Here is a 16,935-nt window from a genome sequence, read left to right as displayed (position 1 = left end):
TCGGTACGATCCGGCCGCGCAATTCGGGCTGACAATCGCAGAAACGCTTGTCATGTTGTCCAGCATGTTCAGTCGCTTCCGCGTTCGCGCGACGAGTGTCGTCGCCATTTCCGCCATGCTTTCCGCCTGTGGTGGCGGGGGCGGGGGCGGCAGTACCACGGCGCCGACCACGCCGGTGGTTACACCCACGCCCACGCCTACTCCGACCCCCACGCCTACGCCCGAGCCTGTGGCCTGTACCCTTGGCGCGCGGCAGGATTGGGTGCTGGCGCAGCTTCGCGAATGGTATCTGTTTCCCGAAACGCTACCGGCCGCGCCCAACCCCGCCAGCGTCGGCAGTCTGGATGCGTGGGTCGATGCCCTGACCGCGACGGCACGCGGGCAGGGGCGCGATCGCTTCTTTACCTATGTGACCTCGATCGCGGCAGAAAATGCCTTCTACGAATCGGGTGAAAGTGCCGGGTTCGGCTTTCGCCTGGGCGTCGATACCGCAAGCCGCCGCGTTGGCGTGCTTGAGGCGTTCGAAGGCGCTCCAGCGCTCGATGCGGGGCTGGATCGCGGCACCGAAATCGTCGCCATCGGCAATTCGGCGAACGCGCTTCGCAGTGTGTCGGATATCATCGCCAACGAAGGGCTTGGCGGGCTGGACGCCGCATTGGGAGCGTCGACGGCGGGCACGATGCGCGTGCTGCGTGTGACCGATGCGAACGGCACGCGCGAAGTGACGCTGACGGCGCGGAGCTACGACGTCGCGCCCGTCTCCCCGCGCAACGGCGTGCGGATTCTCGACGGAGCAAATGGCAAGGTCGGCTATGTCAATCTGCGCACCTTCATCAACCCGGCGGAACCGGCATTGCGACAGGCGTTCGCCAGGTTCCGCGCAGAAGGCGTGCGCGACCTGATCATCGACGTCCGCTATAATGGCGGTGGGCTGGTTTCGGTGGCAGGGTTGCTCAGCGACCTGATGGGCGGCGACCGGACCGCCAATGATGTGCAGAGCCGCATCACCTATCGCCCGGAAAAGGCCGCGAACAACCGTGTGCGCTATTTCGCGCCTCAGGCCGAATCCATCGGCCCGCGCCGTATCGCTTTCATCGCAACCAACGGTACGGCATCGGCCAGCGAACTGGCGATCAACAACTTCATTCCCTATCTGGCCGAAGATGTCGCGCTGATCGGCACCAATACCTTTGGCAAGCCGGTGGGGCAGATTGCGCTCGACCGGCCGGAATGTGACGACCGGCTGCGTGTCGTGGCGTTCACCACCCGCAACAGCGACAATCAGGGCGATTATTATGCCGGTATGGAGCCGCTGGTCCGCGCCAGTTGCCAAGCGGCGGACGACTCAGCCTATCCGATGGGTGACCCGCAGGAATCCTCCACGCGCGCGGCGCTCGATTTCATCGCCGGGCGAAGCTGCACGCCGATCGGACCCGGTGTGGCGGCCCTTAGCGCCAGCGCCACCCGCAACGGCGTCGGGACGAAACGCCAGTTGTTGAGCCCCGCCAAGCCAACGCCAGCCCAGCGCGAAGTGCCCGGCCTGTTCTGATAAGGTTGCGCAAAGGGCTTGCGGGCGGGCTTCGCCTCGCTTAACGAGCCGATCGTTCGCGGCGGGCGGTTAGCTCAGTTGGTAGAGCATCTCGTTTACACCGAGAGGGTCGGCGGTTCGAGCCCGTCACCGCCCACCATCGCCGCGCAGTGGAGAGGCTTTTCATGATCCGATCGATGGCCCTGTTGCCGCTGGCGCTGGTCGCATGTGGCGGTAACGACGGCGCGGCGACCGCGCCGGTCGAAAATGCGGGCGAGGCCGATCTTGCGCTGCCGGTGGATGAAGAGGTTTTCGACGGCGACAATCTGACCGCGATCGATGCAGCGGCCAATGATGCCGAGGCGCAGTCGCTGGCTGCCGACGCCGTCGCTAACGATGAGGCCGGCAACACCGCCGAGGCCGAATAAGCCGCGACCGCCCCCCGACGGTCGCGCCGGTCGCGCCGTTAATTGGGAAGGGCGGTCGTATCCACCTTTTCCACCCATGCCGGGTAGAAGCTGGGCTGCCGCGCTGACCAGCCTGAAGCCGTTGCAGCGGCTTCGCTGATCGATTGGAGCAACCGGCGGCGCAGGTCCGGGTGCAGCGTCGGCAGCGCTGCCGCTGAACAGAATGCCGCCGGCAACCATGGCCGTGCTTCCGCGCCGATCAGACGCTCGTAAAGAAAGCGATAGGCTGAGAAGGTTGTCAGCCGGCCCTGACCCAGATCGAACGCCGACAGCGTCACCAGCGGCGCCATGAACGGCTCGACCGAATCGAGCCCGTTATCTTCCGGCACCATCGCGCGGAGTTCGGGCAGCCGGTCGTACATGCGCGCCTGGGCACGGATGCTGGCTGCCTCGACAATATCGCGCGACCAGCGTGCCAGCGCGTCGTCACGATCAAGACCGATGTCCAGCGAGCGACGCACATAACGCTGCGTCGCGGCGCTGAATGCTGCAAATTCCTTCATCTCGGCAAGGGCCATTGCCCCTTCGGCAGGCTTCATCCGTGAACCCATGTCACACCCCATCCCGCTAACAGCACGACCTAACGTGCCACGAAATGGTTAAAGCAAGCCTGAACCGATTGTCGTGGCCGGTTCACCAATGGATCATGGATATTGGTGCGATGCAACATCGAGTGTGGGCGGGAATGGCGACACGTCGCAAAAGCGGTTGCCGTGCCATTTGGGCAACGCGTTGCCAGGCGACGAGCCGATTTTCCGACTTTCGGAAAGGTTTCGCGGTTCGTCGCCGGCAGCCAACCGTTCATCGGATCGGCTTGTCGGCCCCCTTTATCCGCGAGTGCGGGCCTGCTTAACCCCGGCTCGGGATTAACGGGGACTTGGGGGTCTCATGAAATCGGGTGTTCTGGCGGCGCGTTTCGCCGCGATGGTGGCGTGTTGCCTGCTGACGGCAACCCCGGCCTTCGCTCAGTTCTGGCAGTGCGCCCCTTATGCCCGTGAGATTTCCGGCATCCAGATTCACGGCAACGCCAATACCTGGTGGGGTCAGGCAGCCGGCCGTTATGCCCGCGGGAACACGCCGCGCGTTGGCGCGGTGCTGGCGATGGCGTCCAGCCGCCGTATGCCGCTGGGCCATGTCGCGATGGTATCGCGCGTGGTCAGCGACCGCGAAGTGCTGTTGACCCACGCCAACTGGTCGGTTCGCGGCGGGGTGGAAACCGATGTCCGCGCAATCGACGTGTCGCCGGACAACGACTGGACCGAAGTGCGCGTGTGGTACGGCCCGATCGGTGCGGTCGGAACCAGCGCCAACCCGGCACATGGCTTCATCTATGCCGACGAAGCGCCCGAACTGCCGAAGGTCACGCTGGCCAGCGCAACTCCCGTCGCGGTCAATTCGGCTATTGTTCTGGCGGAATGATCCGCCTCAGGCGGGCCTGAACGACAGCGCCACGCCGTTCATGCAATAACGCTTTCCCGTCGGCGGCGGGCCGTCGTCGAACACATGGCCCAAGTGACCCCCACAGCGGCGGCACAGGATTTCGGTCCGCCGCATGCCCATGCTGTTGTCAGACCGCTCGATCACTGCATTGTCGCGTGCCGCGTAAAAGCTGGGCCAGCCGGTGCCGCTTTCGAACTTCGTGGACGACAGGAACAGCGGCAATTCGCAACCCGCACAGGTAAAGATGCCACGCCGCTTTTCCTTGTTCAGCGGTGAGCTATAGGGCCGCTCGGTATCCCCCTCTCGCAACACGTCATAGGCTGCGGGGGACAGGCGGCGGCGCCATTCGGCCTCGCTGAGCATGAACGGAAATCGCTCTGCCGCGCGCGACGGCGGCGAACCGCACGCGGACGCCAGCGCGCCAAGAGCGGTCATCGACAGGAACTTGCGACGGTCCAACATGCGGCTTCCCCGGCTGGGTTGTGACAAAAACATCTGGTCGGCGATAATAATTTAGGTTCGATGCCCCGGAACAAAAGGATGCCGGAACCGGGCGCCCGTCCGAACGCTTAGCGGATCGGAGAACCGTCATGGCATTTCAGCAACTCGACCCGCCAATCCCTGTCCATGTCCTCGAACGCGGACCTGGCCTGGCCTTTGCCGTTATCGATTATGGACCTGAACATAATCTGATCTGGGTCACGGCGCTGGACGCCAACGGCGAAATCTGGTGTGCGCCCAATCCCAAGGTGCGGATGCAGGGCAACTGGACCATGGGACGCGCGCGGCCGGCTGCGGTGGCTGCCGAGCGCGATGCCTGTGCCGGGGACAGCGCCGCCGCCTGAGGCTTTATCGGGCGCGGGTGAAGGGCATGCGCCAGCGCGGTCCAGCCGATTGCAGCACGCCGCGCCGGAATGCCCGCGCGCCCAGCGTCACGGTCAGCGCGACCCAGCAAAGCTGCCAGCCGATCGCCAGCAAATGGGGCCACAGCCCCGGCTCGCTCGCGGCGCGCCCGGCCATGGCAAAGGGTGAGCTGAACGGAAAAATGGCGGCGACGGTAGCGGCGATGCCATCCGGCTGCGCGGCCGCTGCAGAGGCGAGGCCGAACATCGCTACCTGAAAAATGGTGATGGGCAGCGACAGCATCTGGATCTCGCGCGGGGTCGATGCCTGTGCACCCACCCCCAGAAACACCGCGCCGAGCAGCATATAGGCCATGGTGAAATAGGCCAGGAACAGTAGGGCGAAGGTCGGTGCGCCGATGGCGGGGGTCATTCCGCTCACCGCAGCACCGATTTCGCCGGGCAGCAGACTGGCGACATTGACGGCGACCACACCCCAGAAGGTGACGAACAGCAGCGCGACGCCGAACATGCCGATCAGCTTGCCCAGAAAGACCGCTTCCAGCGGGACGGCGGCGGCCAGCACCTCGATCACCTTGTTCGATCGTTCTTCCGCCATCGACGAAACGACCTGTCCGGCCAGCAACAACGTCAGGAAGAACAGCGCGAAGACGGCGGCGAACCCGCCCTCATCGCGACCGATCGGGACCGTCGCGCCCTCACGCATTTCCACCTGGCGCACAGTGGCGAGGGGCGCGGCGCCGCCGCTTCTGATGCGCAGCGCCTGCTCAGCCAACCCGGCCAGATAGCGCGAGGATCGCGTGCCGATCGGCGCGTGCAGCACCGTCGCGTGCTCAAGCGGCCCGTAAAGCACGGCGACCACCTGAACGTCGTCGCGCTTGAAGTTGTTGCGTGCAATCGCCTCCGGATCGCCGGTGGCGGCGCGCAGTTCCAGCGTCGGTGGCGCCTCTCGTTCGCTGAACAAGGCGCGCAGATTGCGGTCGGCGGCAATCAGGACGTTGCGGTCCGCCGGCGACGCGACGGCAACGATGCGCAGGTTGCGCGTGCCCCGCTCCGCAATGCTTGCCGCGCCCAGACCGCCGATCAGGCCCGAAAGGCCCATGAACAGGAACGGCGCGAACAGGAACAACAGGAACGTCGGCGTGAACACCGTTGCCTGAAAATCGCGGCGCGCGATGGTCAGCGTCTGCCGGATCAGGCGCGTCGAATGGCTCATGCCGCTTCCCCGGTTTCAAGTGCTTCTGGGCCGACGATGCGGACGAACACGTCATGCAGGCTGGGCCGTTCGATCGACAGGCCGGCAATGCCGTGCCCGGCGGCGATCAGGCGCGACAATAGCGGCTCAATCCCCTCATCCGGCACGTTGAAGCGCCAGCCGTCGCCGTCGCGCACCGCATCGGCCGGCAATAGCGCCGCCAGCCCTTCATGCGCGAAATGCGGCACATAATGCGCGCGGTAGGGCAGGGTGGCGCGGGCATCGGCCACGGTCCCCTCAAACCGGGCACGACCACGCGCAATGATGGTCAGCCGGTCGCACAGCCGTTCGGCATGGGCCATGACATGGGTGGAGAATAAAATGGTCGCACCCCGGTCGCGCTGGGCGCGGATCAGCGCCTCCAGTCGTTCCTGATTGACCGGGTCCAGCCCCGAAAAGGGTTCGTCCAGCACGATGAAGTCGGGTTCGTGGACTACCGACCCCAGCAGTTGCACGAACTGGGCCATGCCCTTTGACAGCTTGCGGATCTTTTCGTCCGCCGCGTGGCCCAGCCCTGCATCGGCCAGCATCGCCTCTGCCCGCTTGCGGCCCGTGCGCCAGTCCAGCCCGCGCAAGGCACCCATGAAGGCGATGGCGTCCTTTGCCCGCATATTGGGATAAAGCCCGCGTTCTTCGGGCAGGTAGCCCACCCGGTCGCTCGCCTCGCGCGGACGGGCATGGCCGAGCAGCGTTCGGCTGCCCTGATCGGGTTCCAGAATGCCCAGCAACATGCGAAGCGTCGTCGTCTTGCCCGCGCCGTTGGGGCCAAGCACGCCATAGATCGCACCGAGCGGCACGGCGATGTCGATGCCGTCCACCACCCGGCGGTCGCCAAATCGCTTGACCAGTCCCTGGGCTTCCAATGCCAGTGTCGGCCTATCCACCTGTCCCCCGGTTCCCGCTGGTTGTGTTGCAAGGCTTCGTTCTGCGGTCACAAACTGGTAGCGGGGCGGTGTGGCACAGCACAAGTCGATTGAAGACCGTATCCGCGCAAAGGCAGCCGAGCTGGGGTTCGCTGCCTGTGGCTTTGCGCGCGCCGACGCCGCGCCCCGCACGGGTGAGCGGCTGCGCCAATGGCTGGCAGACGGGTGCCATGGCAGCATGATGTGGATGGAGGGCCGCGCCGATCAGCGCGCCAGCCCCGCCGGCCTGTGGCCCGATGTCCGCAGCATCATCGCGCTGGGCATGAGCTATGCTCCCACCGTTGATCCGTTGGCGCTGGCGGAGCAGGGCGATGTGGGCCGGATTTCGGTCTATGCCCAAGGGGCCGATTATCACGATGTCGTGAAGAAGGCGCTGAAGGCGCTCGGTCGCTGGCTGTTCGCGGAAGCGGGCGGCGAGCTGAAGGTGTTCGTCGACACCGCGCCCGTCATGGAAAAGCCGCTGTCGGAAGCCGCCGGGCTGGGGTGGCAGGGCAAGCACACCAATCTGGTCAGCCGCGATCATGGCAGTTGGCTGTTCCTGGGCGCGATCTACACTACGCTCGAACTGACGGGGGAGGGGGCGGGGCGCGACCGTTGCGGGTCGTGCGATGCGTGCCAGCGCGCGTGCCCGACCGATGCGTTTCCCGCGCCCTATCGCATCGATGCGCGCCGCTGCATCTCCTATTGGACGATCGAACATGCCGGGCCGATTCCCGATGCGATTGCCGATGCGATGGGCAATCGCATCTATGGCTGCGACGATTGCCTGGCGGTGTGCCCGTGGAACAAGTTCGCCCAATCCGCCGCTGCCAATCGCGCCTTTCGCCCGCGCGCCGAACTGGTCGCGCCGCCGCTGGCGGAATTGCTGGCGCTGGACGATGCGACCTTTCGACAGGTATTCGCTGGTTCGCCGATCAAGCGTATCGGGCGCAACCGCATGGTCCGTAACTGCCTGATTGCAGCGGGAAATAGCAGGGACCGGGCGCTGACCCCTTCAATCACGCCGCTATTGGACGATCCCGACCCGGTGGTACGCGACGCGGCGGCATGGGCGTTGGCGCGGATCGGCGGTGGCGCCTTTTGAACCGATGCGCGTTTCGAGCCTGACAAGGAGGCCGAGATGACCGTTCAGCACACAAAACCCGGTATCGAACAGGCGCGCGCCGAAATCGTACAGGCGATCGAGGAGGCCGGGCTGCAACATCGCGACGACAGCCCCGAAGACCCGGCAAAGGTCATCAAGGCGCCCGACGGCCTGTCGGTCGAGGTGCGCTATAACGGCACGACCATCCCGCTGGCGGGCAACGAGATCAACGAGATGCAACGCGACGCATTTCAGCCATTTCTGAAGGAGCAGAAGCTGGCGGTCGAACAGGGGCGTTTCGACGACGTGATCGAGCGGGCGCTGGCCAGCGATGGCCCGGAAAAGACAGTCGTCCGCGTTCGCGCGCTGGATTGAACGGCGTTTCGCCACCCCGGCGATCAGACCGGGGTGGCGAATGCACTCAGCCCTTTTTCGCGGCGATATAGTCGCCGACGACCTGTTCCAGCACTTCCAGCGGCATCATGCCGTTGGCCAGCACCGCTTCGTGGAAATCGCGAATGTCGAACTTCGCGCCCAGTTCCTTTTCGGCGCGCGCGCGAAGTTCCGCGATCTTGAGCTGGCCAACCATATAGCTGGTCGCCTGACCCGGATTGTTCATATAGCGGTCGACTTCACGCTTCAGGTCGATTTCGGACAGCGGTGAGTTGTCGCGGAAATACTGCTGCGCCTGTTCGCGGGTCCAGCGCTTGGCGTGCATGCCGGTGTCGACCACCAGTCGGATCGCGCGCCACATCTGGAGCGAGAGCATCCCGAAGCGCTGATAGGGGTCCTTGTACACACCCATTTCGTCGGCCAGCCGTTCGGAATACAGGCCCCACCCTTCGGTATAGGCGCTGTATCCGCCCAGCTTGCGGAATTTGGGCAGGCCGGTCAGTTCCTGGGCGCGGGCGATCTGAAAATGGTGGCCGGGCGCGCCTTCATGTGCGGCAATACCGGAGTTCTGGACCTTTTGCACCTGGCTCATGTCGGCGAGGTTGACGTAGAAGATGCCCGGCCGCGACCCGTCGGGCGCGGGGCGGTTGTAGAAGGCGGTAGAGGCGGTCGCCTCACGCCACTTTTCCACCGCGCGGACCTCCAACGGCGCCTTTGGCAGGACGCTGAAATATTGCGGAGCCTTGCCCATCACTTCCGCGATCAGCGCGCGCGCGTCGTTGAGATAGGTTTCCCGACCCGCTTCCGAATTCTCATATTTGAAGCGCGGGTCGGTGCGGATGTAGTTGAAGAACGCCTTGCGGTCGCCCTTGAATCCGGTCTGCTGACGCACGGCATCCATTTCGGCACCGATGGCGGCAACCTGACGCAGCCCGAGCTGGTGGATCTGTTCGGCGCTCAGGTCGGTCGTTGTGTAGTTGTACAGCCGCGCCGCATAATAGGCGTCGCCATTGGGCAGACTCCATGCGCCGTTATTGCCCTTCGCCTTGGCCTCGATCTCGTCCAGCGCGGCGAACAGCGTGTCGTAACCCTGTTTGAACGGGCCGGTCAGTGCGGTGCGCGCATCGGCCAGCAGCTTGGTCTTGGTCGCTTCCGGCGCGTCGAGCGCGGCGACCTTCTTCGCGAAATCGGCCATCACCGTGCTGTCGGGACCGGCGGAGAAGGGCGCGCCGACCAGCACCTTCTTCGCGTCGGCGCGGGCGGGGCCAAACACCATCTGCGGGGGCACGATGCCCTTTGCCGCCTGCGCGCGCATCCGCGCCGCAACTTCGCGCATGACCCGATCGGTTTCCCGGATACGCGCGATATAGGCTTCGGCATCGGCCACGCTGGTGACGCGGTGCTGATTGATCAGAAAGACCGGAATCTCACCCGCCGGGCTGCCATTTGTGGAAACCGGGAAGCTGTAATCGCGCCACTGGTGCTGGCGGCGCTGATTGGCGACCTGGAATTCGAACAGGCGGTAGCTGAGCTTTCCTTGCGTACCCAGCCGGGCGGGATCGAACTGCGCCTTCATCTGGCGCAGCGTTTCCTCCGCCATGGCCATGCGCTTGTCCCCGACCGCGCCGGTATAGTCGTCCAGCTTGTCGTAATCGGTCTTGCCGCCCAGCGACGTCACTGCTTGCGGGCTGAGCGCCAGGCTGGCGTCGAACGCCTGATCGAGAAACGCGTTCAGGCGTGCGTCCTCTGCCTCCGCCCCCTGCGCGGCGGGCGCGGTCTGGGCGACGGTGGCGGTCAGCGGCAGCGGCAGGATCAGGGCAGCGGTGAAAAGCAGTCGGGGGGAAAGGGGCAAGGCGAACCTCCTGTTAAGACGGGGGAACGCTATCGGTCGTGCGCCGCGGGGGCAATGCGGTTTCGAACGCAACCGCTCAGTCGTCTTCATCCTCAAAGCCGACCAGTTCCAGCGCGCGCGCCTTGATCTGGTGCAGCGCGCACCAGTGGACCAGCGCGTCCTCCCGCCCATGCGTCACCCACACCTCACGCGGGGCGAGTTCGCGGATGGTGGCGGTCAGCTCGTCCCAGTCGGCATGGTCGGACAGGATGATCGGCAACTCCACCTGACGCTGGCGCGCGCGCTGGCGAACCCGCATCCAGCCCGACGCCATGGCGGTGATCGGATCGGGCAGCCGCCGCGACCAGCGGTCGTTAAGCGCGCCCGGCGGCGCCATGACGATGCGCCCGCGAAGTTCGTCCTTGCTGGCATCGGTCGCGGGGCGCAGCTCGCCCAGATCGACGCCATGTTCGACATACAGATCGCACAGCCGTTGCAGCGCGCCGTGCAGGTAGATGGGATCGTCATGCCCCATGTCGCGAAGCTCGCGGATCACGCGCTGCGCCTTGCCTAGTGCATAGGCACCCACCAGCACGCACCGATCCGGCTCCGCACGGAGGGCGGCGTCCAGCTTTGCCAGTTCGTCGCGGGTTTCTGGGTGGCGGAACACGGGCAGGCCGAATGTCGCCTCGGTCACGAATACGTCGCACGGCACGGGTTCGAACGGCGCACAGGTCGGGTCGGGGCGACGTTTGTAGTCGCCCGACACCACCACCCGTTCACCCGCATGGTCGAGGACGATCTGGGCCGAGCCGAGCACATGGCCCGCAGGCACGAAGCCGATATCGACATCGCCCATGCGAATGCTTTCGCCATAAGCAACCGACACGCCATTTTGCGGGCCGTAGCGTGCGGCCATGATCGCCAGCGTCTCTGGCGTCGCCCAAACGCTGCCGTGACCGCCGCGCGCGTGATCGGCATGGCCATGCGTCACGAGAGCGCGCGGTTTGGGCGTGGACGGATCGATCCACGCATCGGCGGCGGGGATGTAAATGCCCTCTGGGCGGGGGTCGATCCAGCGGCCGGGTGCGGGCATCGCGCCGATATGGGTAGCGACGTGGCAATGCCAAGCGGATCGAAAGCCGTTCGCGGCGCGTTGGCGGAAAGAATATCGAACCGAGGGAGTGGATCGATGTCTTTCGACGAAAGCGGAATCTGGGGTATTCTGGTCATTGTCGGCCCGATCGTCCTGGCCCTGGTGATCATCTGGGCGATGATGCGAAATCGCGGCAGTCGCCACGACATCGACCGGACCGAAGCGGCAACGCGCACCATGTATGACGAACAAAGCCGCGAAGACGACGCTCAGGACAATCGTTGATCCCGCCGGGCACTGGCGCAATGGGCGCGCGCGCCTAAGTTAAGCGCCGTGCCCGCTGATCCTGCGACTTCGCTGCCCCCCATTATTTCGGACTGGTTCGAGCGGCGCGGCTGGCGTCCGCGTCGGCACCAGATGGACATGCTGGCCGCCGCGCGCGCCGGGCGCCACGCATTGCTGGTGGCGACAACGGGGGCGGGCAAGACGCTGTCGGGCTTCCTGCCCACGCTGGCCGAGCTGACCGAAGCCCCGCATGACGGGTTGCACACACTCTACATCTCCCCGCTAAAGGCGTTGGCGGTTGACGTCCGCCGCAACCTGCTGGCCCCGATCGAGGAAATGGGCCTGCCCATCACGGTTGAGGCTCGCACCGGCGACACTCCCAGCGACCGCAAGGCCCGGCAACGGGCCAAGCCGCCGCACATCCTGCTGACCACGCCTGAATCGCTCAGCCTGCTGATCAGCTATCCCGACAGCGCGGCGATGTTCGCAGGGCTGCGGACGGTGGTGATCGACGAGGTGCATGCCTTTGCCACCGGCAAGCGCGGCGACCTGCTGGCGTTGACACTCGCACGATTGCAGCGGTTCGCGCCGGGGCTGCGCCGGGTGGCGCTGTCGGCAACAGTTGCCGATGCCGATGGCTATCGCGCATGGCTGGCCCCGGACGGCGACATCGACACGGTATCGCTGGTGAAGGGGGAGGCGGGCGCTGCGCCCAATATCTCGATCCTGCTGCCAGAGGACCGGGTGCCGTGGTCGGGCCATTCGGGCCGCTATGCCGCGCCGCAGGTGATGCGCGAGGTAGAGGGGCACCGCACCACGCTGGTTTTCTGCAACACGCGCAGCCTGGCCGAGCTGATTTTCCAGGATCTGTGGAAGGTGAACGACGGCAATCTGCCGATGGGCGTCCACCACGGCAGCCTGGCGGTAGAGGCGCGGCGCAAGGTCGAAGGCGCGATGGCCGATGGCCGTCTGCGCGCGCTGGTCGCGACCGCCAGCCTCGACCTGGGCGTCGATTGGGGCGATGTCGATTGCGTGATCCAGATGGGTGCGCCCAAGGGTTCGTCGCGGCTGCTCCAGCGGATCGGGCGCGCCAATCACCGGCTGGACGAGGCGTCGGAGGCGATCCTGGTTCCCGGCAATCGTTTCGAATATCTGGAAGCGCGCGCCGCGCTGGACGCGGTGGAGGCGGGGGAACTGGACCCCGACATTTTCCGTCCCGGCGCGCTGGACGTGCTGGCCCAGCATCTGATGGCCTGCGCCTGTGCCGAGCCTTTCGACGCGGCGGCCATGCTGGCGGAGGTTCAGTCGGCGCTGCCCTATTCGGCACTGGATGGCGAGACGTTCGAGCGGGTGCTGGGGTTCATTGCCGATGGCGGCTATGCCCTGCGCGCCTATGACCGGTTCAAGCGGCTGACGAAGGGAGCGGACGGGCTGTGGCGTGTCAGCCACCCACGCTTTGTCACGCAACACCGGCTGAATGCGGGCATCATCGTCGATGCGCCGGTGCTGAACGTGCGCTTCAAGAATGGCCGCGCGCTGGGCACGGTCGAGGAATATTTCGCCGCCACGCTTTCGCCGGGTGACACGTTCTTCTTTGCGGGCATGAGCCTGGAGGTCGAGCGGATCGACCAGCTCGACCTTTTGGTGCGCGCCACCGCGCGGCCGGCGCGTATTCCGACTTATGTCGGCGCGCGGATGCCGTTGTCGACCAATCTGGCGCACCGGGTCCGCACGTTTCTGCATGACCGCAGCGAATGGCCGCGCTTTCCCGCCGATGTGCGCGACTGGCTGGAGATGCAGGACCGCCGCTCCGTTCTGCCTGCGCCGGGGCAATTGCTGGTCGAAACCTTTCCGCGCGAAGGGCGGCACTACATGGTCGCCTATAGTTTCGAAGGGTGGAACGCGCACCAGTCGCTGGGCATGCTGATTACGCGCCGGATGGAGGCGATGGGGCTGAAGCCGATGGGCTTCGTGTCCAACGATTACGCGCTCGCCTGTTATGGGCTGGAGCCGATCGCTGATCCCGCTGCGTTGTTTTCGCCCGACATTCTGGAGCATGAGTTTGTCGAATGGGTACAGGGATCGGCGCTCCTGAAACGTGCGTTCCGCGAAGTGGCCGTGATTGGTGGGCTGGTGGAGCGCCAGCATCCGGGCAAGAAAAAGACCGGGCGGCAGGTCACCTTCTCCACCGACCTGATCTACGACGTGCTGCGGAAATATGAGCCCGGCCATCTGCTGCTTCAGGCGGCATGGGACGATGCGCGTGCGCGGATGACCGACGTGGGGCGGCTGGCGGACCTACTCGATCGCGCCGCCGATACGATGGTGCATGTCGATCTTGAGCGCGTCAGCCCGCTGGCGGTGCCGGTGCTGGTGCTGATCGGTCGCGAGCGCGTGGCGCAGGGCACGGTCGATGACGAACTGCTGATCGAGGCTGAAGTGCTGGCGAACGAGGCGATGCGGGTCGACTGACCCTGGCCGTTTGATTCCCTTCCGCGCGGTTTCGCTGCGTGCTATGCTGCACCCATGCTGCACATTCGCGCCCTTGCCGCGCTGCTGCTCGCCGCCGCGAGCGCAGGGTCGGCGCGCGAGCCACAGGTTGCGCCGCTGCCGCCCCCGGACCCGGTCGCCATCGCCGAACAGGCCAGCGAATATCTGGCCTTTGCCGAGTTCGAACAGCGGATGCGCGTGCCCGTTCGTGTCAATGGCGCCGGGCCGTTCCACTTCGTGATCGACACCGGGGCTGAGCGCACCGTCATTTCACGACAGGTGGCGACGACGCTGGGTTTGTCGGTTGGCCGCACGGTCAACATCGCCGCGATGACCGGGGTGGTGCCGGTGTCCACCGTGCATATCCCCTCACTTGAGATCGACGCCGTGCCGCGCACCCGGTCGATCGAGGCGCCGCAGCTTGAAGGGCTGCATCTGGGCGCCGACGGTCTGGTCGGGCTGGACAGCCTGGCCAACAACGCGCTGCTGATCGATTTCGACGAAAGCCGGATGCACGTGCAGAAATCCCGTCGCCGCCAGCGCGCCGCCGCGCCGGACGAGATCGTCATTACCGCCAAATCGCAGATGGGCCGCCTGATCGTCACCGACGCGCGGTTCGCGGGCAAGCGGATCAGCGTCGTGCTCGACACCGGCACGTCGGTCAGCATCGGCAACAGCGCGTTGCTGAAGCTGGTGGCGGACAAGGCGAAGGTGGGTTTGCCGATCCGGGTGATGAGCGTGACCGGCGGCACGATCGACGCCGATTACCGGGTTGTGCCGCGCGTCACGCTGGGCGGGGTGGAATTGCGGACGCTGCCCGTCGCCTTTGCCGACGTGCCGCCGTTCGAGCGGCTGAAGCTGAACGACCGGCCCGCGTTGTTTCTGGGCATGGATGCGATGAAGCTGTTTCGACAGGTGCGGATCGACTTCCCCAATCGCGAGGTGCGTTTCCTGCTGCCGCGCGGCGTGCGCCCATCGGGGATCGGTGCGCGCCTGATGCAATGATGCGCCGTTGCGCACCGCCTCCTGGCACGGCATAGCGAGCGCGATGGTTCCGTTTTCGTTCGCCGATCATGCCTTTGCCGCGCTGCCCGAAGGGGCGCTTTACTGGCCCGCGCGCCGGGCGCTGATGGTCGCCGACCTGCATTTCGAAAAGGCCAGCTGGTTTGCCAGCAAGGGGCAGATGCTGCCCCCCTATGACAGCTTCGCCACGCTTGCCGCGCTGGAGGGGGTGGTTGCGCGGTGCGACCCGGCGGAAATCTGGTGCCTGGGCGACAGTTTCCACGACGCCGCGGGGTGCGAACGCCTGCCCGAAGCGGTGCAGGCGGGATTGCGCGCGATGACGGCAAAGCGGCGCTTCGTCTGGATCACGGGCAATCACGATGCGGGCATGATCGACCGTTGCGGTGGAGAGGTGATGGCCGAGGCGCGGCTGGGCCACCTGGTGCTACGCCACGAAGCCGATCCGGCAGAGGCCGCGCCCGAACTGTCCGGCCACTGGCACCCCAAGCTGCGCGTCGCGGTACGCGGACGGCTGGTTGCGCGCCGCTGTTTCGTCGCCAGCGCGACCAAATTGGTACTGCCTGCATTCGGTGCGCTGACTGGTGGCCTCGACGCCACTCACCCGGAATTGATGCGCGCGCTGGGCGGACGGGCTCAGGCACTGGTGACGGCCGGCGACCGGCTGTTGCGCTTTCCGCTGGCGGCCTGAAGGGCACTGCCGCTCAATAATTCCATTGCAGCTGGGTGCGGATGACGTCGCCCTCGGCCTGCCCCTGCCGGCGGGTGTCGGCTTCACGCCGCTTCATCTTGGCATAGGCAAGGGTCAGTTCCAGCGCGTCAAGGAACTGCCACTCGACCCCGAATTCCAGCTCGTTGGTTTCCAGTCTCGGTGCATCCAGTGCCGCCTTCCAACCGCCGCGATAGCGTTGCCAGCGACCATAGGGGATCAGCCGCCCGGCGCGCGTCTCACCGGCATCGAACATCAGCTGGACGTAACCGCCACCCAGCGCCTTTTCACGAATGGCCTGTAGGTCGCTGTCGAATTGCGGCCCGCGTCCGCTGGTCCATTCCGCCTGTATGCCAAATGGCTGCGGATAAAGGATCGCGTGCAGCGCGACGCGGTTGTCGTCATAATCAACCGCGCTGACGCCACCCGCGCGGATTTCGGGGCGAACGCGGTTCAACAGGATCGATCCGCCCAGTTCCAGAACCTGTCCCTCGAACACGCCGCCCAGCCCGTCCAGCGCAAAGGGCCAAGTGGCCATGGCGACCTTCATCAGGCTGTCATTGCGTTCGGTGCGGTTGGTCCCCTGACCGTTATACAGCGCAAGGCCAAAGGCGCCGTAATTGCCGAACAGCTTTTGCCCATTGGCCTCCAGCCGGTCCCAGATCGCCTGCACCCGGTCGGGCGTGTAATAGGCGACAACACCCAGATCGCGCTCACCGGGCACGCCGCTGTTGATCGGGTCCGACCGGTCCAGCGGCACGCGGTTGGACGAGGATTGCAGATTCTCCCACCCGAACGGCACCTTTGACTGCCCGAATCGCAGCCGCAGCCGCCGGTCGCTGCCAGGGAAAATGTCGACATAGGCGTCGCGAAGCTGGCCGTAATTCTCGCGGCGCTCGGTGCTGGACTGATTGTTTACCGCCGTCCCGAAATCATGTTGCAGGTAGAGGGAGACATGGTCGGTCACGTCCCCCTGCAACACCATCCGCACCCGGCGTAGCAGGAAGCCGCCATCGTCGTTGATCGATGCATCATGGACCGAACGCAGCCGCGACACACCGTCCGGGACAGCACCGTCGCCGCTCAGCACGCCATTGTAGCGCATTTGGGTATAGCCGCGCAGTTGCAGCCGTTCATACCATGCCGGTTCGTCCGACGGCGCAGCGGCGACGGGCAGGGGGGCGTCGCTATCTGACGATGCAAGTTGCGGCGGCGGCGGTGCGGCCACGGGCGGCGGGGGCGTTGAGACCGGCGCCGCTGCCGCCGTTGCCGCGCGTGCTTCGGTCAGCGCCTTTACCTGTGCCTTCAGTTCGTCGATCTGGCTCTGGAGTTCCTGAACGGTCTGTGCCGATGCGGGTGTCGCAGCCAGCGCACAGACAATCACCGCCGTCGTGGCCAATGTCGCTCGAAAGGATTTCACCGCACTGGTCCCGCTGCTGCTCTCCGGCCGTGGCAGTAGGGCACGTCGCTGACGCTTCGCAAGCAACTAGGTTGCATTTCTGTGACACAAGGTGGGCGTAAACCTGCTGATTGCCCCGGCTGGTCGCGCAT

At 65.7% G+C, this 16,935-nt stretch carries 17 protein-coding genes and 1 tRNA gene; 11 read left to right on the top strand and 7 right to left on the bottom strand.

Going from position 1 to position 16,935, the window contains the following annotated elements; genetic code table 11:
• The first annotated feature begins 64 nt into the window (after positions 1-64).
• From ACAX61_RS03605 to ACAX61_RS03595, 3 genes are all read left to right on the top strand, one after another.
• The gene (locus ACAX61_RS03605; RefSeq protein WP_370713449.1) at positions 65-1,549 is read left to right on the top strand and encodes a S41 family peptidase; all 1,485 of its coding nucleotides are present in this window, start codon (positions 65-67) and stop codon (positions 1,547-1,549) included.
• 63 nt (positions 1,550-1,612) lie between these two features.
• Positions 1,613-1,688 (top strand) — tRNA-Val (locus ACAX61_RS03600).
• A 25-nt stretch (positions 1,689-1,713) separates the two neighbouring features.
• Complete coding sequence (locus ACAX61_RS03595) at positions 1,714-1,956, top strand: hypothetical protein (RefSeq protein WP_370713448.1); 243 nt, start codon at positions 1,714-1,716, stop codon at positions 1,954-1,956.
• Between the two features lie 38 nt (positions 1,957-1,994).
• Here the strand turns inward: ACAX61_RS03595 and ACAX61_RS03590 are convergent, their stop codons facing one another.
• Positions 1,995-2,546, bottom strand: coding sequence for a hypothetical protein (locus tag ACAX61_RS03590; protein WP_370713447.1), 552 nt, complete (start codon positions 2,544-2,546; stop codon positions 1,995-1,997).
• 337 nt (positions 2,547-2,883) lie between these two features.
• Between ACAX61_RS03590 and ACAX61_RS03585 the strand changes: the two genes are divergently transcribed.
• The gene (locus ACAX61_RS03585) at positions 2,884-3,414 is read left to right on the top strand and encodes a CHAP domain-containing protein (protein WP_370713446.1); all 531 of its coding nucleotides are present in this window, start codon (positions 2,884-2,886) and stop codon (positions 3,412-3,414) included.
• Positions 3,415-3,420: 6 nt separating this feature from the next.
• Here the strand turns inward: ACAX61_RS03585 and msrB are convergent, their stop codons facing one another.
• Entirely contained in the window at positions 3,421-3,897 is a 477-nt protein-coding gene (msrB, locus tag ACAX61_RS03580; RefSeq protein ID WP_370713445.1) for a peptide-methionine (R)-S-oxide reductase MsrB, read from the bottom strand.
• Between the two features lie 128 nt (positions 3,898-4,025).
• On the opposite strand from msrB, the gene ACAX61_RS03575 reads away from it, so the two are divergent.
• Complete coding sequence (locus tag ACAX61_RS03575; RefSeq protein WP_370713444.1) at positions 4,026-4,280, top strand: hypothetical protein; 255 nt, start codon at positions 4,026-4,028, stop codon at positions 4,278-4,280.
• Positions 4,281-4,284: 4 nt separating this feature from the next.
• On the opposite strand, the gene ACAX61_RS03570 is transcribed toward ACAX61_RS03575, so the two are convergent.
• A complete protein-coding gene (locus ACAX61_RS03570; protein ID WP_370713443.1) occupies positions 4,285-5,514 on the bottom strand; it encodes an ABC transporter permease in 1,230 nt (409 codons plus the stop codon).
• Positions 5,511-6,437, bottom strand: a complete 927-nt coding sequence (locus ACAX61_RS03565; protein WP_370713442.1) for an ABC transporter ATP-binding protein — start codon at positions 6,435-6,437, stop codon at positions 5,511-5,513. The genes ACAX61_RS03570 and ACAX61_RS03565 overlap by 4 nt, the downstream gene beginning before the upstream one ends.
• A gap of 70 nt (positions 6,438-6,507) precedes the next feature.
• On the opposite strand from ACAX61_RS03565, the gene queG reads away from it, so the two are divergent.
• Together queG and ACAX61_RS03555 are read left to right on the top strand one after the other, a co-directional pair.
• A complete protein-coding gene (gene queG / locus ACAX61_RS03560) occupies positions 6,508-7,560 on the top strand; it encodes a tRNA epoxyqueuosine(34) reductase QueG (protein ID WP_370713441.1) in 1,053 nt (350 codons plus the stop codon).
• Between the two features lie 36 nt (positions 7,561-7,596).
• Positions 7,597-7,935, top strand: a complete 339-nt coding sequence (locus tag ACAX61_RS03555) for a hypothetical protein (RefSeq protein ID WP_370713440.1) — start codon at positions 7,597-7,599, stop codon at positions 7,933-7,935.
• Positions 7,936-7,981: 46 nt separating this feature from the next.
• Here ACAX61_RS03555 and ACAX61_RS03550 read toward each other — a convergent pair whose 3' ends face one another.
• Together ACAX61_RS03550 and ACAX61_RS03545 are read right to left on the bottom strand one after the other, a co-directional pair.
• Positions 7,982-9,805, bottom strand: coding sequence for a DUF885 domain-containing protein (locus ACAX61_RS03550; protein WP_370713439.1), 1,824 nt, complete (start codon positions 9,803-9,805; stop codon positions 7,982-7,984).
• Positions 9,806-9,881: 76 nt separating this feature from the next.
• Positions 9,882-10,880, bottom strand: coding sequence for a ligase-associated DNA damage response exonuclease (locus ACAX61_RS03545; protein ID WP_370713438.1), 999 nt, complete (start codon positions 10,878-10,880; stop codon positions 9,882-9,884).
• Between the two features lie 96 nt (positions 10,881-10,976).
• Between ACAX61_RS03545 and ACAX61_RS03540 the strand changes: the two genes are divergently transcribed.
• The 4 genes from ACAX61_RS03540 to pdeM all read left to right on the top strand — a co-directional run bounded on the left by ACAX61_RS03540 (position 10,977) and on the right by pdeM (position 15,366).
• The gene (locus ACAX61_RS03540; RefSeq protein WP_370713437.1) at positions 10,977-11,165 is read left to right on the top strand and encodes a hypothetical protein; all 189 of its coding nucleotides are present in this window, start codon (positions 10,977-10,979) and stop codon (positions 11,163-11,165) included.
• A gap of 84 nt (positions 11,166-11,249) precedes the next feature.
• Complete coding sequence (locus ACAX61_RS03535; protein ID WP_370714888.1) at positions 11,250-13,637, top strand: ligase-associated DNA damage response DEXH box helicase; 2,388 nt, start codon at positions 11,250-11,252, stop codon at positions 13,635-13,637.
• A gap of 54 nt (positions 13,638-13,691) precedes the next feature.
• Positions 13,692-14,660 (top strand): retroviral-like aspartic protease family protein, encoded by a 969-nt coding sequence (locus ACAX61_RS03530; protein WP_370713436.1) that lies wholly within the window; start codon positions 13,692-13,694, stop codon positions 14,658-14,660.
• Between the two features lie 43 nt (positions 14,661-14,703).
• Positions 14,704-15,366 carry a ligase-associated DNA damage response endonuclease PdeM gene (gene pdeM / locus ACAX61_RS03525; RefSeq protein WP_370713435.1) on the top strand — a complete coding sequence of 221 codons (663 nt, stop codon included), beginning with the start codon at positions 14,704-14,706 and terminating at the stop codon, positions 15,364-15,366.
• Positions 15,367-15,379: 13 nt separating this feature from the next.
• Here pdeM and ACAX61_RS03520 read toward each other — a convergent pair whose 3' ends face one another.
• Positions 15,380-16,804, bottom strand: coding sequence for a porin (locus ACAX61_RS03520; protein ID WP_370713434.1), 1,425 nt, complete (start codon positions 16,802-16,804; stop codon positions 15,380-15,382).
• Positions 16,805-16,935: the final 131 nt, after the last annotated feature.

Origin of the sequence: Sphingomonas sp. IW22, assembly GCF_041321155.1 — a bacterium.
Lineage (GTDB): Bacteria > Pseudomonadota > Alphaproteobacteria > Sphingomonadales > Sphingomonadaceae > Sphingomonas.
The sequence above is the reverse complement of the archived record's forward strand: the minus strand, read 5'-3'. Positions and strand labels throughout refer to the sequence as shown.